Source organism: Streptomyces globisporus, from assembly GCF_003501885.1.
GTDB lineage: Bacteria > Actinomycetota > Actinomycetes > Streptomycetales > Streptomycetaceae > Streptomyces > Streptomyces globisporus_D.
Genome location: NZ_QWFA01000004.1, coordinates 50,322 through 71,765, shown reverse-complemented (window position 1 = coordinate 71,765; position 21,444 = coordinate 50,322). Strand labels below are relative to the sequence as shown.

The window sequence follows — 21,444 nt, the reverse complement described above, 5'->3', positions numbered from 1 at the left end:
GGGGCGGACAGGGCGGGGGCGGCGAGCGGCAGAGTGAGGGCCGCCGCGCAGGTGACGCCGACTGAGGTGACCAATAGTGCACGCATACGAACGATCCTGAACATAGAGTGATGACTCCGGCTACCCGGACATCGGCCCCTTCATGACGCCCCGTCTGCCGAACCGGTGTACGTGACACCCGTTCAGCCCGCCCGGCACCGCGCCCCCGCGTACGCTTGCGCGGATGAACTCCAGCGACCGCACCCCCGCCGACCTGCTGCGATCCGCGCTCTCCGCGGACCCGGCCCGCCCCCTGGTCACCTTCTACGACGACGCCACCGGAGAACGCGTCGAACTGTCGGTGGCCACCTTCGCCAATTGGGTGGCCAAGACCGCCAATCTGCTCCAGGGCGACCTGGCCGCGGAGCCCGGCGACCGGCTCGCCCTGCTGCTGCCCGCGCACTGGCAGTCCGCGGTCTGGCTGCTGGCCTGTTCCTCCGTCGGGGTCGTCGCCGACGTCCAGGGCGACCCGGCAGCCGCCGACCTCGTCGTGACCGGCCCGGACGCCCTGGAGCGGGCGCGGGCCTGCCGGGGCGAGCGTGTCGCTCTCGCCCTGCGCCCGCTGGGTGGCCGGTTCCCGCAGGCACCCGAGGGGTTCTCGGACTACGCGGTGGAGGTGCCGAGCCAGGGCGACCGCTTCGCACCCTTCGCCCCGGTGGACGCCGAGGCCCCCGCGCTGGCCGTGGGCGGGGCCGAGCTGACGGGCGCGCAGCTCGTCGCCCGGGCCCGCGAGGACGCCGACGCCCTCGGCCTCGTACCGGGGTCCCGGCTGCTCACCGGGCGTACGTACGACACCTGGGAAGGGCTGAGTACCGGACTGTTCGCGCCCCTGGCGGCGGGCGGGTCCGTGGTGCTGTGCCGCCACATCGGGCAGCTCGACGCGGACGGGCTTGCCAAGCGGGTCGAGAGCGAGCGGGTCACCAACACCGCGGTATGACAAGCGCGCTGAGGTCCACTCGTCCGGCCCACAGCGGGCCGAGTCCTCGGGGAACGGCACCGGAGCGGGTAGATGATCGAGCGGTACAGACCACTCTCCTGGCCGTGCACAACCAAGCGCGAGTTTCAGCCGTCTACTCCTGCGACCGGCGGCCCCTCGCGCCGCCGAACGTGAAGGATGGACGCAGACGTGACCGACAGTGCTGGCCCGCCGTCCGACCCGGACCGCCCGGCCGAGGACAAGCCGCAGGACAGGTCGCGGAAAGAGTCCGGGCAGCCCGAGGGCGCGGCTTCCGAGGGCCCCGCCCCCGAGGACGGGGCCCGGCAGGACGGTTCACCCCAGGACGACGCTCCGCAGCAGGAGGGCCCGGCAGCCGCGGAGGCCGACAAGGCCGATGACGCCGAGGGCGGCCCTGCCGAGTCCGAGGCCGCGCCCGAGACCGAGCCCAAGGCCGCGGCGGACCCCGTCGGCGTGCAGACCTGGGCCGATCAGCCCAAGGACGGCATCGTCGCCGCCCGCAAGAGCCACTGGCTGCGCTGGACCGCGCTCGCCGCCTCGTTCCTCGTGCTGGTCGCCGCGGGGGTCGGCTGGTGGATGTACAAGAAGCTCGACGGGAACATCACCACCGACACGAGCGCCGCCGCCGAACTCAAGGCGTACGAGAAGGAGCGGCCGACCCCGATCGTCATGGACGCCCAGAACATCCTGCTCATCGGGTCCGACAGCCGGGCCGGGGACAACCGGAAGTACGGGCGGGACGACGGCGGCAGCCAGCGCTCCGACACCACGATCCTGCTGCACCTCGCGGCGGACCGGAAGAGCGCGACGGCCGTGTCGATCCCCCGCGACCTGATGGTGGAGATCCCCAGCTGCCGCACCGGGGACGACAAGAAGTCCCGGGAGCAGTTCACCCAGTTCAACACGGCGTTCGAGCTCGGCGGCACCGCCTGCACGATCCGGACCGTGGAGCGGATGACCGGCATCCGCATCGATCACCACATGGTCGTCGACTTCAACGGCTTCAAGGACATGGTCGACGCGGTGGACGGGGTCGAGATCTGCCTCAAGGAGCCGATCGACGACAAGGACGCGCACCTGGAGCTCCCGGCCGGCCGGCAGAAGCTGAACGGCGAGCAGGCCCTCGGCTACGTACGGGCGCGCAAGTCCCTCGGCAACGGCAGCGACACCGAACGCATGGAGCGCCAGCAGCAGTTCCTCGGCGCCCTCGTCAACAAGATGCAGAGCAACGGCGTCCTGCTGAACCCGACGCGGCTCTACCCGGTGCTGGACGCGGCCACCAAGTCGCTGACCACCGACCCGGGTCTCGACTCGCTGCGCGACCTGTACGACCTGGTGCGCGGGATGCGCAACGTACCGACCGAGCAGGTGCAGTTCCTGACCGTGCCCCGGCAGCCGTACCGTAACAACCCCAACCGGGACGAACTCGTCGAACCGGACGCGGGGGACCTGTTCAAGCAACTCCGCGAGGACAAGCCCGTCGCCGTGGTCCCGGCCGATGAACTCGAAGAGGCGGAACGGGAGCAGGAAAGCGGACAGGACGGAAAGCCGGACGACGCCGGGTCCGAAAGCCCGACGCCGACACCCACCTATTCGGGTTCGAGCGCGGCGGACGACCTGTGCAAGCAGTAAAGCAATTGCCAAGACGCAGAACACAATCGGCGTGTAATGGGAAGTATGCCCGGTTGTAAGGGGGGTGGAATGTGTCACGCACGTCGCTCGACCTGGAATCGGCCGGATAGTGTGACGCGATCCGGTGCTTCCGGCCGTCAGGTCGTGCACTGCTGGAGCGAAGGAACGAGCGCCTTGCCGGGGGAGGGCGCCTCGCGTGGCACCGACGGAGGACGCAGGCAACCGTGGACGCGCACAGTCGTGGACGGGCGGACGATATCGACCCCGCCGACCAGTGGGTACTCAACCCGCACACCGGTAATTACGAATTGCGACTGGATCACTCCGCTGGGGAGTCGAGTAGCTCCGCGCGTACGGCGACGGCCGAGGAAATCGGCCGCCGCGGGGGGTCCCGGACCGGTTCGTCCCGCGAGGGTTCGGGTCGCCGTGCGGCCGGTTCCCGCGGGACCGCCACGGACGGGGCGCGCCGCGAGGTGCCGGGCCAGCGCAGCCGCCGCGGCTCCCAGGGGGGCCGTGGCGCCGCCGAGCCCCCCACGACCGGCCGCCGGAAGCGCAAGCCCCAGAAGTCGCGCAAGAAGAAGGCGCTGCTGTGGTCGGGCGGCGTGATGGCGTTCGTCGTGGTGGGCACCTCGATCGGCGCGTACGCCCTCTACCAGAAGTTCAACGGGAACATCGACTCCATCGACGTGGGTGACGCCGGCAGCAAGAACGTCGTCACCGACGGCCCGATGAACATCCTGGTCATCGGAACCGACAAGCGCACCGGCAAGGGCAACGAGGGGTACGGCGACAAGGGCAGCACGGGCCACGCCGACACCAACATCCTGTTCCACGTCTCCGAGGACCGGACCAACGCGACGGCGATGAGCATCCCGCGCGACCTGGTGACCGATATCCCCGAGTGCGAGTCGAAGAAGTCGGACGGCACCTCCACCGTCATCCCGGGCACCCCGAACGAGCGCTTCAACACCAGCCTCGGCCAGAACGGCCGTGACCCCGGCTGCACCATGAAGACGGTCGAGAACATCACCGGCCTCAAGCCGGACCACTTCATGATGGTCGACTTCAACGCGGTCAAGGAGCTGACCACCGCGGTCGGCGGCGTCGAGGTCTGCATGTCGAAGCCGGTCGACGACCCGAAGTCGCATCTGGTGCTGCCGCAGGGCAAGTCCAAGGTGCAGGGCGAGAAGGCGCTGGCCCTGCTGCGTACGCGCGACAGCTTCGGCAACCGGAGCGACCTCGACCGGATCAAGGTGCAGCAGCAGTTCCTCGGCTCGATGATCCGCGAGATGAAGTCGAGCGACACCCTGACCAACCCGAAGAAGCTCTACAAGCTGGCCGACGCCGCGACCAACGCTCTGACCGTCGACTCGGCCATCGCCGACGCGAAGAAGCTGATGACGCTGGCCCAGGAGATCTCCAAGGTCGACACGAAGAACATCACCTTCCTCACGATGCCGGTGATAGACAACCCGGCCGAGCCGAAGCCCGTCACCGTGGTCGTGGACCCGGTCAAGGGCGAGCAGCTCTTCGCGATGATGCGCTCCGACACCTCGCTGACCGAGGTGAAGCAGAAGGAGAAGGACGCCAAGGGCAAGCAGGCGGCCCTGCTCAAGGGTCCGAAGGCCGATCCCGCCGACGTACGGGTCGACGTCCTCAACGGCGGCGAGATCCCCGGTGCGGCCGGTTCGACCGTCACCTGGCTGCAGAACGAGCAGGGGGTGCTGAAGTCCACCAACAAGGCCAACGCCCCCGAGAAGATCAAGAAGACGACACTGGAGTACGCGCCCAACCAGGCCGATCAGGCCCGGGCGCTCGCCGAGATGATGGGGCTTCCCGCAACGGCCATGAAGCAGGGCACCGCCGACGCCGAGGGGCTTGAGGCGATGGTGCTCACGCTGGGGGCGGACTTCAAGGGCGCGGGCCAGCTCATCACCGGACCGGCGAAGGCTCCGGAAGGCGTCGAGCAAGCGAGCGCCGACAAGGCGGTATGCGCCAAGTGACACCTGGTCACCGCGCCACAGCGGAAATCTGAACAGCATGGGGGGTCCGGTGGGACGGAGCAGCATGCCCGGGGAGGAGACGCGATCACGCGTCCGCCGCGGGGATCGGCCGGGCGGGGACGTACGCCGGGGTGACGGCCGGGACGCGGAGGTCGGTGACGCGCCCGCGAGCGGTGAGCGCGGCCGTCGGGCCGGGGGGCACCGGGGCGGCGCCTCGGCCGGCGCCCGGGGGCGCAGCGGCCGCCGCGCGCCCAAGAGCGGCAAGCGACGCGTCCTGCGCTGGAGCGCCTCCGTGCTCGCCGTGCTCATACTCGGCACCGGCGGCGCCGGTTATCTCTACTACGAGCACCTCAACGGCAACATCAAGAAAGGGGATCTGACCCTCGGCGACAAGCAGATGGCCGATCACAAGGCCAACGCCGCCGGGCAGACCCCGCTCAACATCCTGCTCATCGGTTCCGACGCCCGGGACTCCAAGGCCAACCAGAAGCTGGGCGGTGCGAAGGAGACCTTCGGCGGGACACCGCTCGCCGATGTGCAGATGCTGCTCCACCTCTCCGCGGACCGCAGCAACCTCTCCGTCATCAGCATGCCGCGGGACACCATGCTGAAGATGCCCAAGTGCACGGCACCGGACGGTGAGGTCTTCCCGGCCAGCACCCGCGACGTACAGACCAACGAGAGCCTGGGGCGCGGCGGTCCGGGGTGCACGGTGGCCACCTGGTACGAGCTGACCGGCATCCGGATCGACCACTTCATGATGATCGACTTCGCCGGTGTGGTGTCGATGGCCGACGCGATCGGGGGTGTCCCGGTCTGCGTCGACGCCAACATCCACTCGCGCAGCGCCGACGGCAAGGGCTCCGGACTGAAGCTGGAGAAGGGCACCACGTCCATCAAGGGGGAGCAGGCCCTCCAGTGGCTGCGCACCCGGTACGGCTTCGAGGACAACACCGACCTGGGGCGGGCCAAGGCCCAGCACCAGTACATGAACTCGATGGTGCGTGAGCTGCGCAAGGGCACCAAGCTCACCGACCCGGCGAAACTGATGAACCTCGCCGAGGCGGCGACCGAGGCCCTGACGGTCGACAAGGGGCTGGACACGGTCAAGAAGCTCTACGACCTGGCCGAGGAGTTCAAGAAGGTCCCGACGAAGCGCATCACGATGTCGACCATGCCGAACGTGTACGGCACCGGCGCCAACAGCGGCCGGGTGTACCCGAAGGCGGGCGACGCCGAGCAGCTGTTCCGGATGGTGCGGGACGACGTACCGCTGGACGGCAAGGCCTCCAGGCGGAAGAAGCCGGAGGAGCCCAAGGACCCGTCCGCGCCGGTCGGCGAGATCGCCGTCTCCGTACGGAACGGGACCGCGACCGACGCCTTCGGACCGGCGTCGGGGCGGGCCGGTGAGGTGGCGGACCAGCTGAAGAACGCCGGCTTCGGGCGGACCAGTGTCGACTCGAACAACGTGACCGGGGTGGCGCGCACGGGGATCCTGTATCCGAGCGCCGATCTGGAGGGCGACGCGCAGGCGGTCGCCAAGGCCCTCGGGGTTCCGCTGTCGCAGGTGAAGCGGTCCACCGATGTGTCGGGCATCGCGCTCGCGGTGGGCGCGGACTGGCGCGAGGACGGGGCCTACCCGGTGTCCAAGGGCACGGAGAAGACCCCGGATTCGGCGGGGGCCCTCAACGGGGACGACGAGAAGGCCTGCATGAAGGTCAACCCGAACTACACCTGGTGACGCCGTAGCGGCAGGCGTACGNCGGCTCAGACGGTCTCGCTGCTGCCGGTCATCGCCGGGCGGCGGCTCGCGATGACCCGCTTGGCCAGGGAACGGGGGCTGGTGAGGAAGCCGAAGCCCCAGCACATGTGCATCGTCGCCAGCGCCACCGGGATCTGGGCGCGGGCCTTCAGCGAGAGGCCCTTGCCCGCGGGCAGCGACCCGGCGACGATCGCGGCGAGGTAGCCGCCGGGGACGACCAGCGCCCACGGGGTGACGGTCGCGCCGAGGACCAGGCCCGCCGCGATGGCGACGACGGCGGTCGGCGGGGCAAGGTAGCGCAGGTTGATCGAGCCGGCGTGGTAGCGGGCGACGACGTGGCGCCAGCGGCCGTAGTCCTTGTACTGCTTGGCGAGCGCCTTCACCGTGGGGCGCGGGCGGTACTGGACCTTCAGCTCGGGCGAGAACCAGATCAGCCCGCCGGCCTCGCGGATGCGGAAGTTCAGCTCCCAGTCCTGGGCGCGGATGAACTCGACGTTGTAGCCGTCGGCCCGCTCCAGGGCCTCGCGGCGGAAGACGCCCAGGTAGACGGTCTCGGCCGGGCCCGCCTGGCCGCCGGTGTGGAAGGCCGCGTTGCCGACGCCGATCTTCGAGGTCATCGCGGCGGCGACGGCGTCCTCCCAGGCGTTCTCGCCCTCGGCGTGCATGATGCCGCCGACGTTCTGCGCGCCGGTCTCCTCCAGGAGGCGGACGGCGGTCGCGATGTAGTTCGGCGAGAGCATGCCGTGGCCGTCGACCCGGACGACGACCGGGTGGCGGGAGGCCTTGATCGCCGCGTTGAGGGCGGCGGGGGTGCGGCCGGTGGGGTTGGGCACGGTGTGGACGCGGGGGTCCTCGGCGACCAGCTCGGCGGCGATCTCGTCCGTCCGGTCGGCGGAGGGGCCGAGCGCGATCACGACCTCCATCTCACCGGGGTACTCCTGCTCCAGGATGTGCCGGACCGAGTTCCTGAGATGGCGTTCCTCGTTGAGCACCGGCATGATCACGGAGACGGCGGGGTACTGCGCGGCAGACATGTGGTCCTCGGGGGGTCCTCGGGGGCGCCGGGGGGTTCCGCGCCGCGGGCGGCGGGCGCCCCGGGAGGCGGCGGTATTCGGCCGCCACGTTACCGCGAATGGGGGACACCGGTGCGCGCCGCCGGGTCGCGGGCGGGGGCGGTGGTCGTATGGGCCTACCGTGCGATGGTCTCCTTGCACCGCAGAGGTGTCTCCCTTGCACCCCGGAGGTGTCTCCCCTCGTGCCCGTACCGCAACGACCGCAACGACCGCAGCGCCCGCCGCACCCCCGCACCACTCCCCCGCGACGCCGTCCGCCACAGGGCACCCGGCCGGTCCGGCCCCGGAAGCAGGACGAGCGGCCGCGCTGGGGCATGCGGGTGGCCACCGGCCTCTCGGTGCTGGTGCTGGGGGCGGGTGGGATCGGTCACGCGGTGGTGAGCAGCCTGGAGGGCGGGATCGGCCGGGTCGATCCGTTCCGGGACATGAAGAACCGTCCCGAGGGGGGCCACGGCACGAATCTGCTGCTCGTCGGCACCGACGGCCGGGACACGATCACCAAGGCCGAGAAGAATAAGTACCGGCTCGGCGGCGCGCCCTGCCACTGCACCGACACGATCATGCTGGTCCATCTGTCGGCCGACCGGCAGCGGGCGAGCGTGGTCAGCCTCCCCCGGGACAGTTACGCCGAGATGCCGGCCCACACCGACCGCACCACGGGCAAGCACCACGCGAGCCACCCGGTGAAGCTGAACGCCGCGTACGCGGAGGGCGGGCCCACGCTGACCGTGCGGACCGTCGAGAGCATGACCAAGGTCAAGATCGACCACTATCTGGAGGTCGACTTCACCAGCTTCATGAAGACGGTCGACGCGGTGGGCGGGGTGAAGATCTGCACGGCGCGGCCGATGAAGGACTCGTACACCGGGCTGAACCTCCCCGCGGGCACGCATGAACTGGACGGCGGCCAGGCGCTCCAGTACGTCCGCTCGCGCCATGTGGACGTGGCCTCCGACCTGGGCCGGATGGAGCGCCAGCAGAAGTTCATGGCGGCGCTGATCAAGCAGGCGACGAGCAGCGGGGTGCTGCTGAACCCGGTGAAGTTCCAGCAGGTCTCCGGGTCGGTGCTCGGTTCGGTCCGGGCCGACAAGGGCTTCGGCACGGAGCAGATGCTGGCGCTCGGCAAGGCGATGAAGGACTTCGGTCCCGCCTCGTCGGAGTTCGCGTCCGTGCCCATCGGCAACCCCAGCTTCCCGGTCAAGGGCATCGGCTCGACGGTGCAGTGGGACGCGAAGAAGGCGAAGAAGCTGTTCCAGGCCCTGCGCGAGGACAAGCCGCTGGCCCCGGCGAAGCCGCAGCCGAAGCCCGCGGCGGGCCCGCAGCAGCAGCCCGCGAAGCTGGTCGACGTGGCACCGAAGGACGTGAAGGTGCAGGTCTACAACGGGACCCCGAAGGACGGCCTCGGCCGGACCGTGGACGAGGCGCTGCGCGCGACCGGGTTCTCCACCACCGAGGCCCCGCTCAACGGGGAGGCGCGGGAGCTGAAGCGGACGCTCGTGGAGTACGACCCGCGCTGGGACCGGTCGGCGAAGTCCCTGGCCACGGCGCTGCCCGGGAGCGAGCTGAAGGCGGTGAAGGGTCAGGGCCCGCAGATGAGGGTGACGGTGGGCTCGGACTTCACGAAGGTGCAGCGGGTGAAGGCGGAGACTCGTCAGACGGGCCGGTTCGGCACGGTGACGGGCGACGAGGTGGTGTGCCCGTAGGGACCCGGGGTCTGCGCGGGGCGCCGCCCGTACGCGTGACTAGTCGTCGATGCCCTCGGCGGCGCGCTTCTCGCGCAGTTCCTTGATCGCGCGGCGGCGGGCGAGCCGGTGGGTGCGCCGGATCTGCGCCTCCTGGTAGCGCCGGTTGTCGCGCTCGGTCTCGGGGATCACCGGCGGTACGCGGCGCGGCTTGCCGTCCCCGTCGACGGCGGCGAAGACCAGATAGGCACTGCCGACCTGCTGGGCGGGGGTGGACTCGTTCCAGCGTTCGGCCATGACCCGGACGCCGACCTCCATGGAGGACCGGCCCGTCCAGTTGACCTGGGCCTTCACATGGACGAGGTCGCCGACGCGGACCGGCTCCAGGAAGACCATCTCGTCCATCGACGCGGTCACGGCGGGCCCACCGGAGTGCCGGCCGGCCACCGCGCCCGCGGCGTCGTCGACCAGTTTCATGATCACGCCACCGTGCACCGTGCCGAGGAGGTTGGTGTCGCTGCCGGTCATGATGTGGCTGAGGGTGGTCCGGGACGCCGCGGTCGGCTTGCCCGGGATGTCACCCTCCGAGCGGTTGGCCGGATCTGTTACGCCGGTGGCCTGATCTGTCATACCGTCCACCTTATGCGGGGCCCGCGATCCCGCAGAATGCATCAGGTTCGCAACAGCCCTGGTGCGATTTCCCTTACACCCTGTAATAGCCGTGGGCCGGGGCGGCACACTGTTCGGATGAACGATTGGCCCGATCGACGGACCGGCGACCGCAGCGAACGCTACGGGCGGGGCAGCGCCAGCTCCCAGCCCGAGGGCGCCCGGTCGATGCCGCACATCCAGCGCCGCCCGGCCCAGCCCCGTACCCCGCAGCGGCCGCAGGTACCGCCGCAGAGCCAGGGGTACGACGACCGTTACCAGGACGGCGGGTACGGCCACAGCCCCGAGCCCGGGTACGACAGCGGCTACAACACGGGCCAGGTCTACGGATCGGGCAGCGGCGGCTCCGGCGGCCGGGGCGGCGGTGGCCGTCGCGGCGGCGGAGACGGAGGCTACGTCCAGGGCCGCCCGGCCCCGGACTGGCGCCGCCGGATCAAGCTCGGCGCGCTGACCCTGGTGGTCGTGGTGCTGACGGTCTCGATCTCGACGTACTTCTGGGCCGACTCGAAGCTGAAGCGCGAGGTGGACCTCTCCAAGGTCATCGAGCGGCCGGAGTCCGGCGACGGCACGAACTACCTGATCGTCGGGTCCGACAGCCGCGAGGGCATGTCGGACGAGGAGAAGAAGCGGCTGCGCACCGGTTCCGCCGAGGGCAAGCGCACCGACTCGATGATGATCCTGCACGACGGCTCGAACGGCCCGACGCTGATCTCGCTGCCGCGCGACTCCAACGTCGAGATCCCGTCCTTCAAGGGGTCCGAGTCCGGGAAGATGTTCCAGGGCACAGGCCGGCAGGTGAAGCTGAACGCCGCCTACGCCGAGGACGGCCCCGAACTCCTCGTCCGTACGGTCGAGTTCAACACCGGCCTGCACATCGACCACTACGTCGAGATCGGCTTCGGCGGCTTCGCGAAGATCGTGGACGCGATCGGCGGGGTAGAGCTGGACATCCCGGAGGCGTTCAAGGACAAGAAGTCCGGGGCCGACTTCCAGGCGGGCAAGCAGACGCTGAACGGCGAGCAGTCCCTCGCCTTCGTCCGTACGCGTTACGCGTTCAAGGGCAGCGACCTGGACCGTACGAAGAACCAGCAGAAGTTCCTCGCGGCGCTGGCGAGCCAGACGGCGACCCCGTCCACGATCCTCAACCCGTTCAAGCTGTACCCGACGATGGGCGCGGGCCTGGACACGCTGATCGTGGACAAGGACATGTCGCTCTGGGCGCTGGGCAACATGTTCTTCGCGATGAAGGGCGTCACGGGCGGCGACGGTACGTCGATGAACATGCCGATCTCGGGCAGCGTCAACGGGAACCTGGTCTGGGACAAGGCCAAGGTGAAGCAGCTGGTGCAGCAGCTCAACAACGACGAGAAGGTCACGGTCAAGGGCAACTGAGGCCGTTCACCCAGCCGTTGAGGGCGCCGGGCGATTGCCGCCCGGCGCCCTTCGCCGTTCGTGGACGCCCTCTGCTCGCCGCGTGCCGAAGGGGGGTGCCGGTGTCAGGGTTTCCGCGGTCTCCGCCGCGAAGGCGGGCGCCTCGCCTGCTCACACCGGTTCGTGGCGCCCCACGATCCGGTGCCGCGCCTGCCGGGCCCAGCGCTGGGAGGCGGCACGGCAGGCAGGGCACGGTCAGTCGGCGCAGCCGTACCTCTTGGCGAGCCTGGTGGCCGCTTCCCGCATCACGGTCGCGTTGTTGCGGGTCGCGGTGTCCGGGTCGACGGGTGGCTTCTCTCCCCGCCTGTACAGGCGTTCCTCGTCCTGCGAGGGCACGACGAGCGACGCCTTGACATGCGGGGCGGCCGAGCCCATGCGGGCGGCGCAGCCAGTGGGCAACGTGACCTCGGCCCGGTCGGGGAGCGCCCAGCCGGTGAACCCGGGGCCAAGAGGGGCGGAGCCCTTCTTGGCCCCGGGGGCGCTCCGCGTGTCCTCGACGACCAGTTCGTAGACCCCCCGCGGACCTTCTCCGTGCGGGCCGGCACGCAGCACGTGGCAGGTCTTGAGCACCGCGTGGTCGGTGGCCCCGCCTTTGCTCTCCGACTCGCCCGCGCTGACCTCTCCGCCCTTGCCGTCGTCTATCAGCTCCGCCGTCTCCCGGCTGAGCGCACCATGGCACAGGCTCTGCGGCAGCGGCGGCTTCTCCACGCTGTCGGGCCAGACGCTCGCCGTCACCACGGCCACCCCTGCGACGCCGAGCGTGATCGTCAGCGGCAGCCATTTCTTGTCCATCGGTCACTGTCCCCGTTTCACTTGGTCGCCGCCGGAAGGCGGCCGGACGATCCTTCGCCAGGAGATCCGGCTTCCGAGGCCCTGCCGGATGCCAGCAGCGCGACGTGCGGCAGCACCAACAGGCCGTCCCGTACGTGGAATTCGGCGCACAGGTCGTCGTACGCGCTCCGCGCCGCCGCCAGCCCCTCCGTGCCTCCGCTGTTGAGGACCTGCCCGATCGCGCCGACCCCCCGCTCGGCCCCCGCCCACCAGGTGTCCGGGTCGCAGCGGTGCTTCCAGGCCACCTCGGAGCACCTCGCGCCGAGGAGCCCGGCCGTGTCGAGCAGGGCCGCGAGCCCTTCGGGCGTACGGGGGAAGTCGTCCTGCGGTGCGAGGGCGGGGAGCCAGGTGGGGCGGATGAGGCCGGCGGCCTGGGCGGCTCGGCCGATCAGGGTCTGGCCGGGGGCTCCGGGCGACCGCCAGATGGTGACCGCGACCCGGCCGCCGGGGCGGGTGATCCGGCGGAGTTCGGCCAGGGCGGCGAGGGGGCGGCCCACGTGGTTGAGCACGAAGTTGCCGACGACGGCGTCGAACGTGTCGTTGGCGTAGGGCAGTTCGGGGAGTCGGGCGATGTGTGGGGTGACGCCCGGTACGGCTCGGCGGGTCGCGGCCGCCATGCCGGGGTCGGCGTCGGCCGCGTACACGGACGCTCCCCGCGCGGCCGCCGCCACGCTCACGGTTCCGCTGCCGCAGCCCACGTCGAGGACGCGGGTGCCGGGCCCCACATCGGCGGCGTCGAGGAGGGCCGGAACGAGGTGAGCGCAGAGCTGGGCGTAGGTGTCGGCGTACGCCTCGGCCTTGCCGGACCAGATGCGGCGCTCGGCGTGGTCGAAGGGGGTGGTCGCCCCGGTCACCCCGGTCGCCTCGGTCGCCTCGGTCGCCTCGGTCGCCTCGGTCGCCTCGGTCACAGCGTGGTCCCCTTCGGTTCGAGTTCGGCGAAATCCTCGTGGAGGGCGTCGAGATGGCGGCCGGTCGGTGCGCCCGCCGCGTTCAGCTCCGCGAGCCGCCAGCCGGGCAGTTGCGCCTCCACCTCGGCGGGGAGCGAGCCGTCCGCCGGGTCCGCCAGGGCGTACAGCACCCCGAACGCGGTCTCCCTGGCGACCTCGCGGGCCAGCGCGCCGAGGTCCTCGGTGGTGAGGCCGGCCGCGAGAGCGCGATCGACGGCGTCGGCCGCCGCCCCGTCGGCGCGGTAGGCGTCCACCCACTGCCGGGCGGCCGTGCCCCAGGCGTCGACGTCCTGCCACACCGTCCGCAGGAGGCGGTAGCGGGCGAGCTGCGGCAGCCCCTCCTCGGCCTCGGACTCCGCCCAGTCACGGGCGTCGGCGTCCGCCCCCAGGGCGCTGAAGAGGGCGGTCAGCCTGTCGAGTTCGGTCGCTTCGGTCATGGGGAGGGAGGCTACCGGCCCGTGGCCGGGAAGCTGTCCGGCGGTTCGAGGACATGGGACCGATGAGTTTTCGTCTGGCACGCGGTCAGTACATCCGTAAGAGTGAGAAGCGACGCCCGGCGCCGAACGAGGCCCGCCCCGACACACCCAGGAGACCTGATGCGCACCCTGATCAGCACCGCCTTCGTTTCGCTCGACGGTGTCATGGAGGCCCCCGGCGGCGAGCCCGGCTACCGGAACTCGGGGTGGACGTTCAAGGACATCGAGTTCCTGCCGGAGGCGTACGAGCTCAAGGCCCGGGAGCAGGACGAGGCCGCGGCCCTGATGATGGGCCGGGCCAGTTACGAGGCGTTCAGCCCGGTGTGGCCGGGCATGGAGGAGTTCACCGGGTACAAGGCGATGCCGAAGTACGTCGTCTCCACCAAGCTCACCGACGGCGACCTGGTGTCCGACTGGGGCGAGACCACCATCCTGCGGTCGCTGGACGAGGTCGCCGCGCTGAAGGAGACCGAGGGCGGCCCGATCATCGTCCACGGCAGCACCGAGCTGAACCGGAACCTCGCGGACGCCGACCTGATCGACCGGTACCACCTGCTGGTCTTCCCGGTCCTGCTCGGCGCGGGCAAGCGCCTGTTCAGCACGACGGACAAGGACCAGCAGAAGCTGAAGCTGGTCGAGCACGAGGCGTACGCGAACGGCATCCAGAAGAACGTCTTCGAGGTCGTCCGCTGATCCGTCGCGACGGACGGTCAGCCGGTGCGCACCCCTCGCAGGAGGGTCGCCGCCACCTCGGCGGGCAGGACACCGGTCGTGTCCACCACCTGAGCCTCCCGGCGGAGCCACGGCAGGGCCCGTTCGTAGTCGGTCAGGTGGTCCAGCCGCCACTGCTTGGCACCGGCGCTGTCGGGCTTGGTGTCGGTCTCGATGCGCTCGACGAGGGTGTCGCGGTCGGTGTGGAGCAGGAAGTGGTGCACGGGGATGCCGGCCCGGGTCAGGCCGTCGTGGATCTCCTGCCAGTACGCCTCGACCAGCACGGTCTGCGTCACCACCAGCGTGCCGCCGACATGGTCGAGCACCTGTCGCGCGGTCTCCACCACGAGCCCCCGCCAGGGCGGGAAGTCCTGGAAGTCCTTCTCCGGCACCCCCAGGATGTGCCGGAGCATCCAGCCGACCGTCTCGGTGTCGAAGAGCCGGGAGCCCGGGAGGAGCGAGGTCACCTCCTTCGCGGTGGTGGTCTTGCCCGCGCCGAAGGTTCCGTTCAGCCAGATGATCATCGGCCCACCCCAGGGGGATGCGTACGGCCCCCGCCAGGCCGCTGATGCCAGACCAAGGTGTAGCGCCAGAACAGACGTCTGCGCAGCCGAGCTCCGGGCAGAACGCGGCGGGCCTCGCGGACGATCTCGGCGAAGGTCATGGTCGCCGGACGAGTGGGAGCGGTCATGGAGTCCGGCCGTGGTGCCCGGCGCCCCTTGTTCTTGATCCAGGCCATGGCGATGTTCAGCGGGATCGCGACAGCGCCGAGGAGGTGATCGCCGAGGGACGCCGCCCGGGCGACCCCGACGACGACCAGGGTCCCGCCCGGCGCCAGGTGCCGGCGAAAGTGGGTGAGGGCCTCGGAGAACGGCAGGTGGTGGAGGGCGGCGACGCACGTGATGACGTCGTAGGGCCCGGGCGGCGTCTCCGTCAGCGCGTCCGAGGCGGTGAACGTCACGGGGACGGCCGGGCCCGTGAGCTCCCGGGCCTTCGCGACGATGGCACGGTCGACGTCCACACCCTGCACTCCCGTGGCTCGCGTGGCCAGGAGCCGGGCGAGGTCTCCGCTGCCCGATCCGATGTCCAGGGCCATGTCGAAGCACCGGGGAACCTGCCGCATGATCCAGCGGTGGTGGTGGGCGTTGTGGTCCCAGGGATGAGTGCTGTGGAATCGGTCGATTGCCCGCAGGACTCGGGTCGTCATGGTCGCCACGGCACGCAGTCCATCATTCCTGGGAACGCGACGGCCAGAGACCCTGGCCGGAGTCGACCGTTCAGCCGACCATCCACCTCCGAACTGCCTGGGCACGCAGCCGAGTTCATCCGCACCGTGGTCCGACCGGGGATGCTCACAGCGAGCGGACGACGGAGGGCGGAGTGCAGCAGGTCGGACCCAGGGTCGGAATGCGGCTGATCCATATGACGCACACCAAGCACCGCGGATCGGACACCTACCACTACTACCGGCTCCGGACCGCCTGGGTCGACCGTCCGCCCGAGGGGGTCCGAACCGGGTCTCTGCGGTGCGCCACCTGTGGTGACATGGTCGGCTTCCGGGCGCGCAGCCGGGCACGCGCCAAGGCGCGCCGACTGCTGTGGCGTGCCCTCGGGCTCATCGCGACGGCCTCACTCGCGGTAACCATCATGATCACGGCGAGGATGATCAGCAGCGTCTCGGGGGGGGCGAGTCCCGGACTCTCGTGCCCGCCGCTCTCGCGGTGGTCGCACTGATTGCGTCGGCCGTCCTCCTCCCCGGCGAGGACGGCGTTTCGCTGGCCCGCCTCCGGAGCAGCGGCCCGCACTCCTTCAAGCCGATGGAGATCCGCGCCGCGTGGTCCAAGCCGGCCGCGACCGACCGGCCCGTCCGCGCGGAGATCGCCTTCCACGACGCGGACCCGCTCGGCGGCGGCGATGCCGAGAGGGATCCACGCGCCACCTGAGTTCACGCATGCCGGCGGACCAGCCCGGAGTACGCGGAGTGCGACGACGCGACGGCCCCCGGCGGAGCCGCCGGGGGCCGTACAAGGAGCACTGCGCGGAAGGCCGTTACGGCAGGTTGCGCGCCATCACGATGCGCTGGACCTGGTTCGTACCCTCATAGATCTGGGTGATCTTGGCGTCGCGCATCATGCGCTCCACCGGGTAGTCCCGCGTGTAGCCGTAGCCGCCGAGCAGCTGGACGGCATCCGTGGTGACCTCCATCGCGACGTCCGAGGCGAAGCACTTGGCCGCTGCGCCCTGGAAGGTCAGGTCGGCGTCGCCGCGCTCCGACTTGGCGGCCGCCGCGTACGTGAGCTGGCGGGCGGCCTCGATCTTCATTGCCATGTCCGCGAGCATGAACTGGATGCCCTGGAAGTCCGCGATCGGCTTGCCGAACTGCTTGCGCTCCTGGACGTAGCCCTTGGCGTAATCCAGCGCGCCCTGGGCGATGCCGAGGGCCTGGGCCGCGATCGTGATGCGGGTGTGGTCCAGGGTCTTCATCGCGGTGGCGAAGCCCGTGCCCTCCTCGCCGATCATGCGGTCCGCGGGGATACGGACGTTGTCGAGGTAGACCTCGCGGGTCGGGGAGCCCTTGATGCCGAGCTTCTTCTCCGGGGCGCCGAAGGAGACGCCCTCGTCGGACTTCTCGACGACGAACGCCGAGATGCCCTTGGAGCGCTTGGTCGGGTCGGTGACCGCCATGACCGTGTAGTACTCGGAGACGCCCGCGTTGGTGATCCAGCGCTTCACACCGTTGAGCACCCAGAAGTCGCCGTCGCGCACGGCCTTCGTCTTCATGCCCGCCGCGTCCGAGCCGGCGTCCGGCTCGGAGAGGGCGTACGAGAACATCGCGTCGCCCTTGGCCAGCGGGCCCAGGTACTTGGCCTTCAGCTCCTCGGAGCCCGAGAGGATCACCGGGAGCGAGCCGAGCTTGTTCACGGCCGGGATCAGGGAGGAGGAGGCGCAGACGCGGGCCACCTCCTCGATCACGATGACCGTGGCGAGCGCGTCGGCGCCGGCCCCGCCGTACTCCTCCGGGACGTGGACGGCGGCGAGGTCCGACGAGACCAGGGCGTCCAGCGCCTCCTGCGGGAAGCGGCTCTCCTCGTCGACCGCGGCGGCGAAGGGGGCGATCTTCGACTCGGCGAGCGCGCGGATCGTCTCGCGGAGCATGTCGTGCTCCTCGGCCGGACGGTACAGGTCGAAATCGGTCGAACCCGCCAAGACGCTCACTCCCCAGATGCTAACTACCGTTAAGTAACTCAATTTTAGTGCGCGGACCGCCCGGCGGCATACGTGACGAGCACGTGAGCTTGCCGACAGGGGTGGGGCATGGGGGAGGTACCGGGCATATCGAGCGGTGAATTCCGGCCTCCGGGTCCCCGACTATGCTCGGTCCGCACGTCCGTCCGTACCTCCCAGGAGCACTCCATGGCCCTCAGGATCACAGTGATCGGCACCGGCTATCTCGGCGCCACCCATGCCGCGGCCATGGCCGAGCTGGGCTTCGAGGTCCTGGGGCTCGACATCGTGCCCGAGAAGATCGAGCTGCTGTCCACCGGACGTGTGCCGATGTACGAGCCGGGCCTGGAGGAGATGCTTCAGCGGCACGTCGCCGGCATCGAGGGGTCCAGCGGGCGGCTGCGCTTCACCACCTCCTGGGAGGAGGTCGCGGAGTTCGGCGACGTCCACTTCGTCTGTGTGAACACTCCGCAGAAGCACGGCGAGTACGCGTGCGACATGAGCTACGTGGACAGCGCCTTCGACGCGCTCGCCCCGCATCTGACCCGGCCCGCCCTGGTCGTCGGCAAGTCGACCGTCCCCGTGGGCTCCGCCGCCCGGCTCGCGGACCGGCTCGCCGAGCTGGCTCCGGTGGGGGACGGGGCCGAGCTGGCCTGGAACCCGGAGTTCCTCCGCGAGGGCTTCGCCGTCAAGGACACCCTCCACCCCGACAGGATCGTCGTGGGCGTCACGAGCGAGAACGCCGAGAAGCTGCTCCGCGAGGTGTACGCCGTTCCGGTCGCCGAGGGCTCGCCGTTCGTCGTGACCGACTTCCCGACCGCCGAGCTGGTGAAGACCTCCGCCAACTCCTTCCTCGCCACCAAGATCTCCTTCATCAACGCCATGGCCGAGGTCTGCGAGGCCGCCGACGGTGACGTCGTGAAGCTCGCCGAGGCCATCGGGCACGACGACCGGATCGGGAAGAAGTTCCTCCGGGCCGGGATCGGCTTCGGCGGCGGCTGCCTGCCCAAGGACATCCGCGCCTTCATGGCCCGCGCCGGCGAGCTGGGCGCCGACCAGGCGCTCACCTTCCTCCGCGAGGTCGACTCCATCAACATGCGGCGCCGCGGCCACATGGTGGAGCTGGCCCGCGAGGCGGTGGGCGGCGGCTCGTTCCTCGGCACCCGGGTGGCGGTGCTGGGCGCCACGTTCAAGCCCGACTCCGACGACGTACGCGACTCCCCCGCGCTCAACGTCGCCGGGCAGATCCACCTCCAGGGCGGTCAAGTGACCGTGTTCGACCCGAAGGGGATGGACAACGCCCGGCGGCTGTTCCCGACCCTCGGTTACGCGGACTCGGCGCTGGAGGCCGTGCGCGGCGCGGACGTGGTGCTGCACCTGACGGAGTGGCGCGAGTTCCGCGAGCTGGACCCGGCCGAGCTGGGCGAGGTGGCCGCCCGCCGGATCATCCTGGACGGGCGCAACGCCCTGGACAGCGCGGTGTGGCGCGAGGCCGGGTGGACGTACCGGGCGATGGGCCGCCCGAAGGCCTAGACGGCTCCCTGGCTTCGCCCCGATATCCGTCCGACAGCGGTCGTGCGGCTTCGGCCCCGCCTCCGGCGGACAGGCTGAGCCCATGGACGACTCGCGTGACTGGATCAGCACCCCGCTCACCGGCGGCCTCCTGCGCGGCGCGCTCGAACTGGAGCGCACCGGGCGCGGCGGTCTCCTCCCCCACCGGCTGCCCGCCCCGGCCCGCGCCAGGGCCGGCGGCGACGAGCAGGTGGCACAGGCGGAGTCGCAGCCCTCGGGTGTGCGCGTGGTGTTCCGTAGCCGGGCCACCGCCGTGGAGCTGGACGTCCTGCGCACGGTGATGGGCCACCGGGGCCTCCCGCCCCTGCCGAACGGCGCGTACGACCTGTACGTCGACGGCGAGCCGGCCGGCCGGGCCTCGGCGAGCGGCGGCAACGTGCTGATGGTCGACCTGTCCGACGGCTCGCGGGAGCTGTTCCCCGGCAGCCCCGGGGCCGTGTCCTTCACCGGGCTGCCCGCGCGGGAGAAGACCGTCGAGATCTGGCTGCCGTACACCGAGACCACCGAGCTGATCGGGCTGCGCACCGATGCTCCGGTCGAGGCCCTGGAGCCGGGCGGGCGGCCGGTCTGGCTGCATCACGGCAGTTCCATCAGCCAGGGTTCCTCGGCCGACAGCTCCGCCACCGCCTGGCCCGCCCTGGCCGCCGCGGCGGGAGGCGTGGAGCTGGTCAACCTCTCGCTGGCGGGCAGCGCGCTCCTCGACCGGTTCACCGCGTGCGCCCTGCGGGACACCCCCGCCGACCTGATCAGCGTCAAGATCGGCATCAATCTCGTCAACCGCGATGCGATGGGGCTGGGCGACTTCGGACCGGCCGTGCGCGCCTTCCTCGACACCGTCCGCGACGGGCATCCCACCGTGCCGCTGCTCGTCGTCTCGCCCATCCTCTGCCCCGCGCAGGAGGACACCCCGGGGCCCGCCGCCCCGGACGTCTCCGACGGACGGGTGGGGTTCACGCCGCTGGGAGACCCGGCCGACGCTGCTCGCGGCAAGCTGACGCTGCGCGTCGTACGGGAGGAGCTGGCCCGGATCGTGGCGGAGCGGGCGGCCGACGACCCGTGGCTGTACTACCTGGACGGCCTCACCCTGTACGGCGAGGCCGACCACGCCGAGCTGCCGCTGCCGGACCGGCTGCACCCGGACGCCGCCGCCCACCGTCGCATGGGCGAGCGCTTCGGGGCGTTCGCCTTCGGTCCGGGGGGACCGTTCGCGGCGGTGGGCGGCGGATGGGGCAAGCGGTAGGCGTCAGCCGTCCAGCTCGGCGATCGTGGCGTGGGACGGGCCGCGCCCGCTCTGCTCGTCGCGGGCCACGGCTTCCGCGTCGCGCAGCACCCGTACGGCGTTCCGCCAGGTCAGCTTGGCGAGGTCGCCCTCGGACCAGTTCCGCCGCAGCAGCTCGGCGATCAGGTTCGGGTAGCCGGAGACGTCCTCCAGGCCGCGCGGGGTGAACGCCGTGCCGTCGTAGTCGCCGCCGATGCCGATGTGGTCGATGCCCGCGACCGCGCGCATGTGGTCGAGGTGGTCCGCGATGGTGGCGACGGTGGCCTCGGGGCGCGGGTGGGCCGCCTCGAAGTCCTCGTGGATGCGCATCGCGACCGGGGTGGTGTCGAGGTGGTGCAGGCCGTGCTCATGCATGTTGCGGTCGGCGGCCAGGGTCCAGGCGACGGCCTCGGGCAGCACGAACTTCGGGACGAAGGTCGCCATCGCGACGCCCCCGTTGGCCGGGAGGGCCGCCAGGACGTCGTCGGGGATGTTGCGCGGGTGGTCGCAGACGGCGCGGGCCGAGGAGTGCGAGAAGATCACCGGCGCGGTGCTGGTGGCGAGCGCGTCGCGCATGACGCCGTCGGCGACGTGGCTGAGGTCGACGAGCATGCCGATGCGGTTCATCTCGCGGACGACCTCGTGGCCGAAGGCGGAGAGCCCGCCGAGGCGCGGCAGGTCCGTCGCGCTGTCGGCCCAGTCGATGTTGTCGTTGTGCGTGAGCGTCATGTAGCGGACGCCCAGGTCGTACAGGGCGCGCAGGGTGCCCAGCGAGTTGTTGATGGAGTGGCCGCCCTCGGCGCCCATCAGGGAGGCGATCCGGCCCTCGGCGCGGGCCTTCTCCAGGTCGTCGGCGGTGAGCGCCCGGCGCAGGTGGGTCGGGTAGCGGGCGATCAGCTCGGCGACGATGTCGATCTGCTCCAGCGTGGCGCTGACCGCCGCGTCGCCGGTCAGGTCGGTGCGCACGTACACCGACCAGAACTGGCCGCCGACCCCGCCGGCCCGCAGCCGGTTCAGGTCGGTGTGGAGCAGGCCGCGCTGGTCGGCGGCGATGTCCCGGGCGTCGAGGTCGTAGCCGACCTGTTCGCGCAGGGCCCAGGGGAGGTCATTGTGGCCGTCGACGACGGGGTGGGCGGCCAGCAGCTCACGGGCGCGGGCGAGATGGTCCATGAGGCCGT

19 protein-coding genes are annotated in these 21,444 nt (G+C 70.9%); 10 read left to right on the top strand and 9 right to left on the bottom strand.

Annotation, left to right across the window (positions count from 1 at the left end; all coding sequences use genetic code 11):
- Positions 1-223 precede the first annotated feature (223 nt).
- The 4 genes from D3105_RS01730 to D3105_RS01715 all read left to right on the top strand — a co-directional run bounded on the left by D3105_RS01730 (position 224) and on the right by D3105_RS01715 (position 6,370).
- A complete protein-coding gene (locus D3105_RS01730; protein WP_118899263.1) occupies positions 224-976 on the top strand; it encodes a TIGR03089 family protein in 753 nt (250 codons plus the stop codon).
- A 177-nt stretch (positions 977-1,153) separates the two neighbouring features.
- Positions 1,154-2,626: an LCP family protein gene (locus D3105_RS01725; protein ID WP_118899261.1), complete on the top strand. Its 1,473-nt coding sequence runs from the start codon at positions 1,154-1,156 to the stop codon at positions 2,624-2,626.
- A 224-nt stretch (positions 2,627-2,850) separates the two neighbouring features.
- Complete coding sequence (locus tag D3105_RS01720) at positions 2,851-4,629, top strand: LCP family protein (protein ID WP_412080940.1); 1,779 nt, start codon at positions 2,851-2,853, stop codon at positions 4,627-4,629.
- Between the two features lie 37 nt (positions 4,630-4,666).
- A complete protein-coding gene (locus tag D3105_RS01715; protein ID WP_206272612.1) occupies positions 4,667-6,370 on the top strand; it encodes an LCP family protein in 1,704 nt (567 codons plus the stop codon).
- A 26-nt stretch (positions 6,371-6,396) separates the two neighbouring features.
- Here D3105_RS01715 and D3105_RS01710 read toward each other — a convergent pair whose 3' ends face one another.
- Entirely contained in the window at positions 6,397-7,425 is a 1,029-nt protein-coding gene (locus tag D3105_RS01710; RefSeq protein ID WP_118899257.1) for a glycosyltransferase family 2 protein, read from the bottom strand.
- 353 nt (positions 7,426-7,778) lie between these two features.
- Between D3105_RS01710 and D3105_RS01705 the strand changes: the two genes are divergently transcribed.
- Complete coding sequence (locus D3105_RS01705) at positions 7,779-9,167, top strand: LCP family protein (RefSeq protein WP_118899255.1); 1,389 nt, start codon at positions 7,779-7,781, stop codon at positions 9,165-9,167.
- A gap of 39 nt (positions 9,168-9,206) precedes the next feature.
- Here the strand turns inward: D3105_RS01705 and D3105_RS01700 are convergent, their stop codons facing one another.
- Positions 9,207-9,776 carry an acyl-CoA thioesterase gene (locus D3105_RS01700; RefSeq protein WP_118899253.1) on the bottom strand — a complete coding sequence of 190 codons (570 nt, stop codon included), beginning with the start codon at positions 9,774-9,776 and terminating at the stop codon, positions 9,207-9,209.
- 117 nt (positions 9,777-9,893) lie between these two features.
- On the opposite strand from D3105_RS01700, the gene D3105_RS01695 reads away from it, so the two are divergent.
- A complete protein-coding gene (locus D3105_RS01695; protein ID WP_118899251.1) occupies positions 9,894-11,207 on the top strand; it encodes an LCP family protein in 1,314 nt (437 codons plus the stop codon).
- 234 nt (positions 11,208-11,441) lie between these two features.
- On the opposite strand, the gene D3105_RS01690 is transcribed toward D3105_RS01695, so the two are convergent.
- Genes D3105_RS01690 through D3105_RS01680 form a run of 3 tightly spaced genes read right to left on the bottom strand, consistent with a single transcriptional unit; the run spans position 11,442 to position 13,461 of the window.
- Positions 11,442-12,038, bottom strand: a complete 597-nt coding sequence (locus D3105_RS01690; RefSeq protein ID WP_118899249.1) for a hypothetical protein — start codon at positions 12,036-12,038, stop codon at positions 11,442-11,444.
- Positions 12,039-12,055: 17 nt separating this feature from the next.
- Complete coding sequence (locus tag D3105_RS01685) at positions 12,056-12,931, bottom strand: class I SAM-dependent methyltransferase (protein ID WP_165890946.1); 876 nt, start codon at positions 12,929-12,931, stop codon at positions 12,056-12,058.
- Positions 12,932-12,981: 50 nt separating this feature from the next.
- Positions 12,982-13,461, bottom strand: a complete 480-nt coding sequence (locus D3105_RS01680) for a hypothetical protein (RefSeq protein WP_118899245.1) — start codon at positions 13,459-13,461, stop codon at positions 12,982-12,984.
- 159 nt (positions 13,462-13,620) lie between these two features.
- Between D3105_RS01680 and D3105_RS01675 the strand changes: the two genes are divergently transcribed.
- Positions 13,621-14,193, top strand: coding sequence for a dihydrofolate reductase family protein (locus tag D3105_RS01675; RefSeq protein ID WP_032767324.1), 573 nt, complete (start codon positions 13,621-13,623; stop codon positions 14,191-14,193).
- A gap of 17 nt (positions 14,194-14,210) precedes the next feature.
- Here the strand turns inward: D3105_RS01675 and D3105_RS01670 are convergent, their stop codons facing one another.
- Positions 14,211-14,735 carry an AAA family ATPase gene (locus D3105_RS01670; RefSeq protein ID WP_118899243.1) on the bottom strand — a complete coding sequence of 175 codons (525 nt, stop codon included), beginning with the start codon at positions 14,733-14,735 and terminating at the stop codon, positions 14,211-14,213.
- Positions 14,732-15,418, bottom strand: coding sequence for a class I SAM-dependent methyltransferase (locus D3105_RS01665; protein WP_118899268.1), 687 nt, complete (start codon positions 15,416-15,418; stop codon positions 14,732-14,734). The genes D3105_RS01670 and D3105_RS01665 overlap by 4 nt, the downstream gene beginning before the upstream one ends.
- A gap of 514 nt (positions 15,419-15,932) precedes the next feature.
- Here D3105_RS01665 and D3105_RS35120 point away from each other — a divergent pair.
- A complete protein-coding gene (locus D3105_RS35120) occupies positions 15,933-16,154 on the top strand; it encodes a hypothetical protein (RefSeq protein WP_240646767.1) in 222 nt (73 codons plus the stop codon).
- A 106-nt stretch (positions 16,155-16,260) separates the two neighbouring features.
- Here the strand turns inward: D3105_RS35120 and D3105_RS01655 are convergent, their stop codons facing one another.
- Positions 16,261-17,418 carry an acyl-CoA dehydrogenase gene (locus tag D3105_RS01655; RefSeq protein ID WP_010059900.1) on the bottom strand — a complete coding sequence of 386 codons (1,158 nt, stop codon included), beginning with the start codon at positions 17,416-17,418 and terminating at the stop codon, positions 16,261-16,263.
- A gap of 207 nt (positions 17,419-17,625) precedes the next feature.
- On the opposite strand from D3105_RS01655, the gene D3105_RS01650 reads away from it, so the two are divergent.
- Together D3105_RS01650 and D3105_RS01645 are read left to right on the top strand one after the other, a co-directional pair.
- A complete protein-coding gene (locus D3105_RS01650; protein ID WP_118899241.1) occupies positions 17,626-18,969 on the top strand; it encodes a UDP-glucose dehydrogenase family protein in 1,344 nt (447 codons plus the stop codon).
- Positions 18,970-19,051: 82 nt separating this feature from the next.
- Positions 19,052-20,248 carry a GDSL-type esterase/lipase family protein gene (locus tag D3105_RS01645; RefSeq protein WP_118899239.1) on the top strand — a complete coding sequence of 399 codons (1,197 nt, stop codon included), beginning with the start codon at positions 19,052-19,054 and terminating at the stop codon, positions 20,246-20,248.
- 3 nt (positions 20,249-20,251) lie between these two features.
- Here D3105_RS01645 and D3105_RS01640 read toward each other — a convergent pair whose 3' ends face one another.
- Positions 20,252-21,436 carry a dipeptidase gene (locus D3105_RS01640; protein WP_118899236.1) on the bottom strand — a complete coding sequence of 395 codons (1,185 nt, stop codon included), beginning with the start codon at positions 21,434-21,436 and terminating at the stop codon, positions 20,252-20,254.
- Positions 21,437-21,444: the final 8 nt, after the last annotated feature.

Excerpts from the sequence above, each read along its gene's own strand:
- D3105_RS01730 (WP_118899263.1), top strand. The coding sequence starts at position 224 with ATGAACTCCAGCGACCGCACCCCCGCCGACCTGCTGCGATCCGCGCTC.
- D3105_RS01725 (WP_118899261.1), top strand. The coding sequence starts at position 1,154 with ATGGACGCAGACGTGACCGACAGTGCTGGCCCGCCGTCCGACCCGGAC.
- D3105_RS01715 (WP_206272612.1), top strand. The coding sequence starts at position 4,667 with ATGGGGGGTCCGGTGGGACGGAGCAGCATGCCCGGGGAGGAGACGCGA.
- D3105_RS01710 (WP_118899257.1), bottom strand. The coding sequence starts at position 7,425 with ATGTCTGCCGCGCAGTACCCCGCCGTCTCCGTGATCATGCCGGTGCTC.
- D3105_RS01705 (WP_118899255.1), top strand. The coding sequence starts at position 7,779 with ATGCGGGTGGCCACCGGCCTCTCGGTGCTGGTGCTGGGGGCGGGTGGG.
- D3105_RS01700 (WP_118899253.1), bottom strand. The coding sequence starts at position 9,776 with ATGACAGATCAGGCCACCGGCGTAACAGATCCGGCCAACCGCTCGGAG.
- D3105_RS01695 (WP_118899251.1), top strand. The coding sequence starts at position 9,894 with ATGAACGATTGGCCCGATCGACGGACCGGCGACCGCAGCGAACGCTAC.
- D3105_RS01690 (WP_118899249.1), bottom strand. The coding sequence starts at position 12,038 with ATGGACAAGAAATGGCTGCCGCTGACGATCACGCTCGGCGTCGCAGGG.
- D3105_RS01680 (WP_118899245.1), bottom strand. The coding sequence starts at position 13,461 with ATGACCGAAGCGACCGAACTCGACAGGCTGACCGCCCTCTTCAGCGCC.
- D3105_RS01675 (WP_032767324.1), top strand. The coding sequence starts at position 13,621 with ATGCGCACCCTGATCAGCACCGCCTTCGTTTCGCTCGACGGTGTCATG.
- D3105_RS01670 (WP_118899243.1), bottom strand. The coding sequence starts at position 14,735 with ATGATCATCTGGCTGAACGGAACCTTCGGCGCGGGCAAGACCACCACC.
- D3105_RS01665 (WP_118899268.1), bottom strand. The coding sequence starts at position 15,418 with ATGACGACCCGAGTCCTGCGGGCAATCGACCGATTCCACAGCACTCAT.
- D3105_RS01650 (WP_118899241.1), top strand. The coding sequence starts at position 17,626 with ATGGCCCTCAGGATCACAGTGATCGGCACCGGCTATCTCGGCGCCACC.
- D3105_RS01645 (WP_118899239.1), top strand. The coding sequence starts at position 19,052 with ATGGACGACTCGCGTGACTGGATCAGCACCCCGCTCACCGGCGGCCTC.
- D3105_RS01640 (WP_118899236.1), bottom strand. The coding sequence starts at position 21,436 with ATGGACCATCTCGCCCGCGCCCGTGAGCTGCTGGCCGCCCACCCCGTC.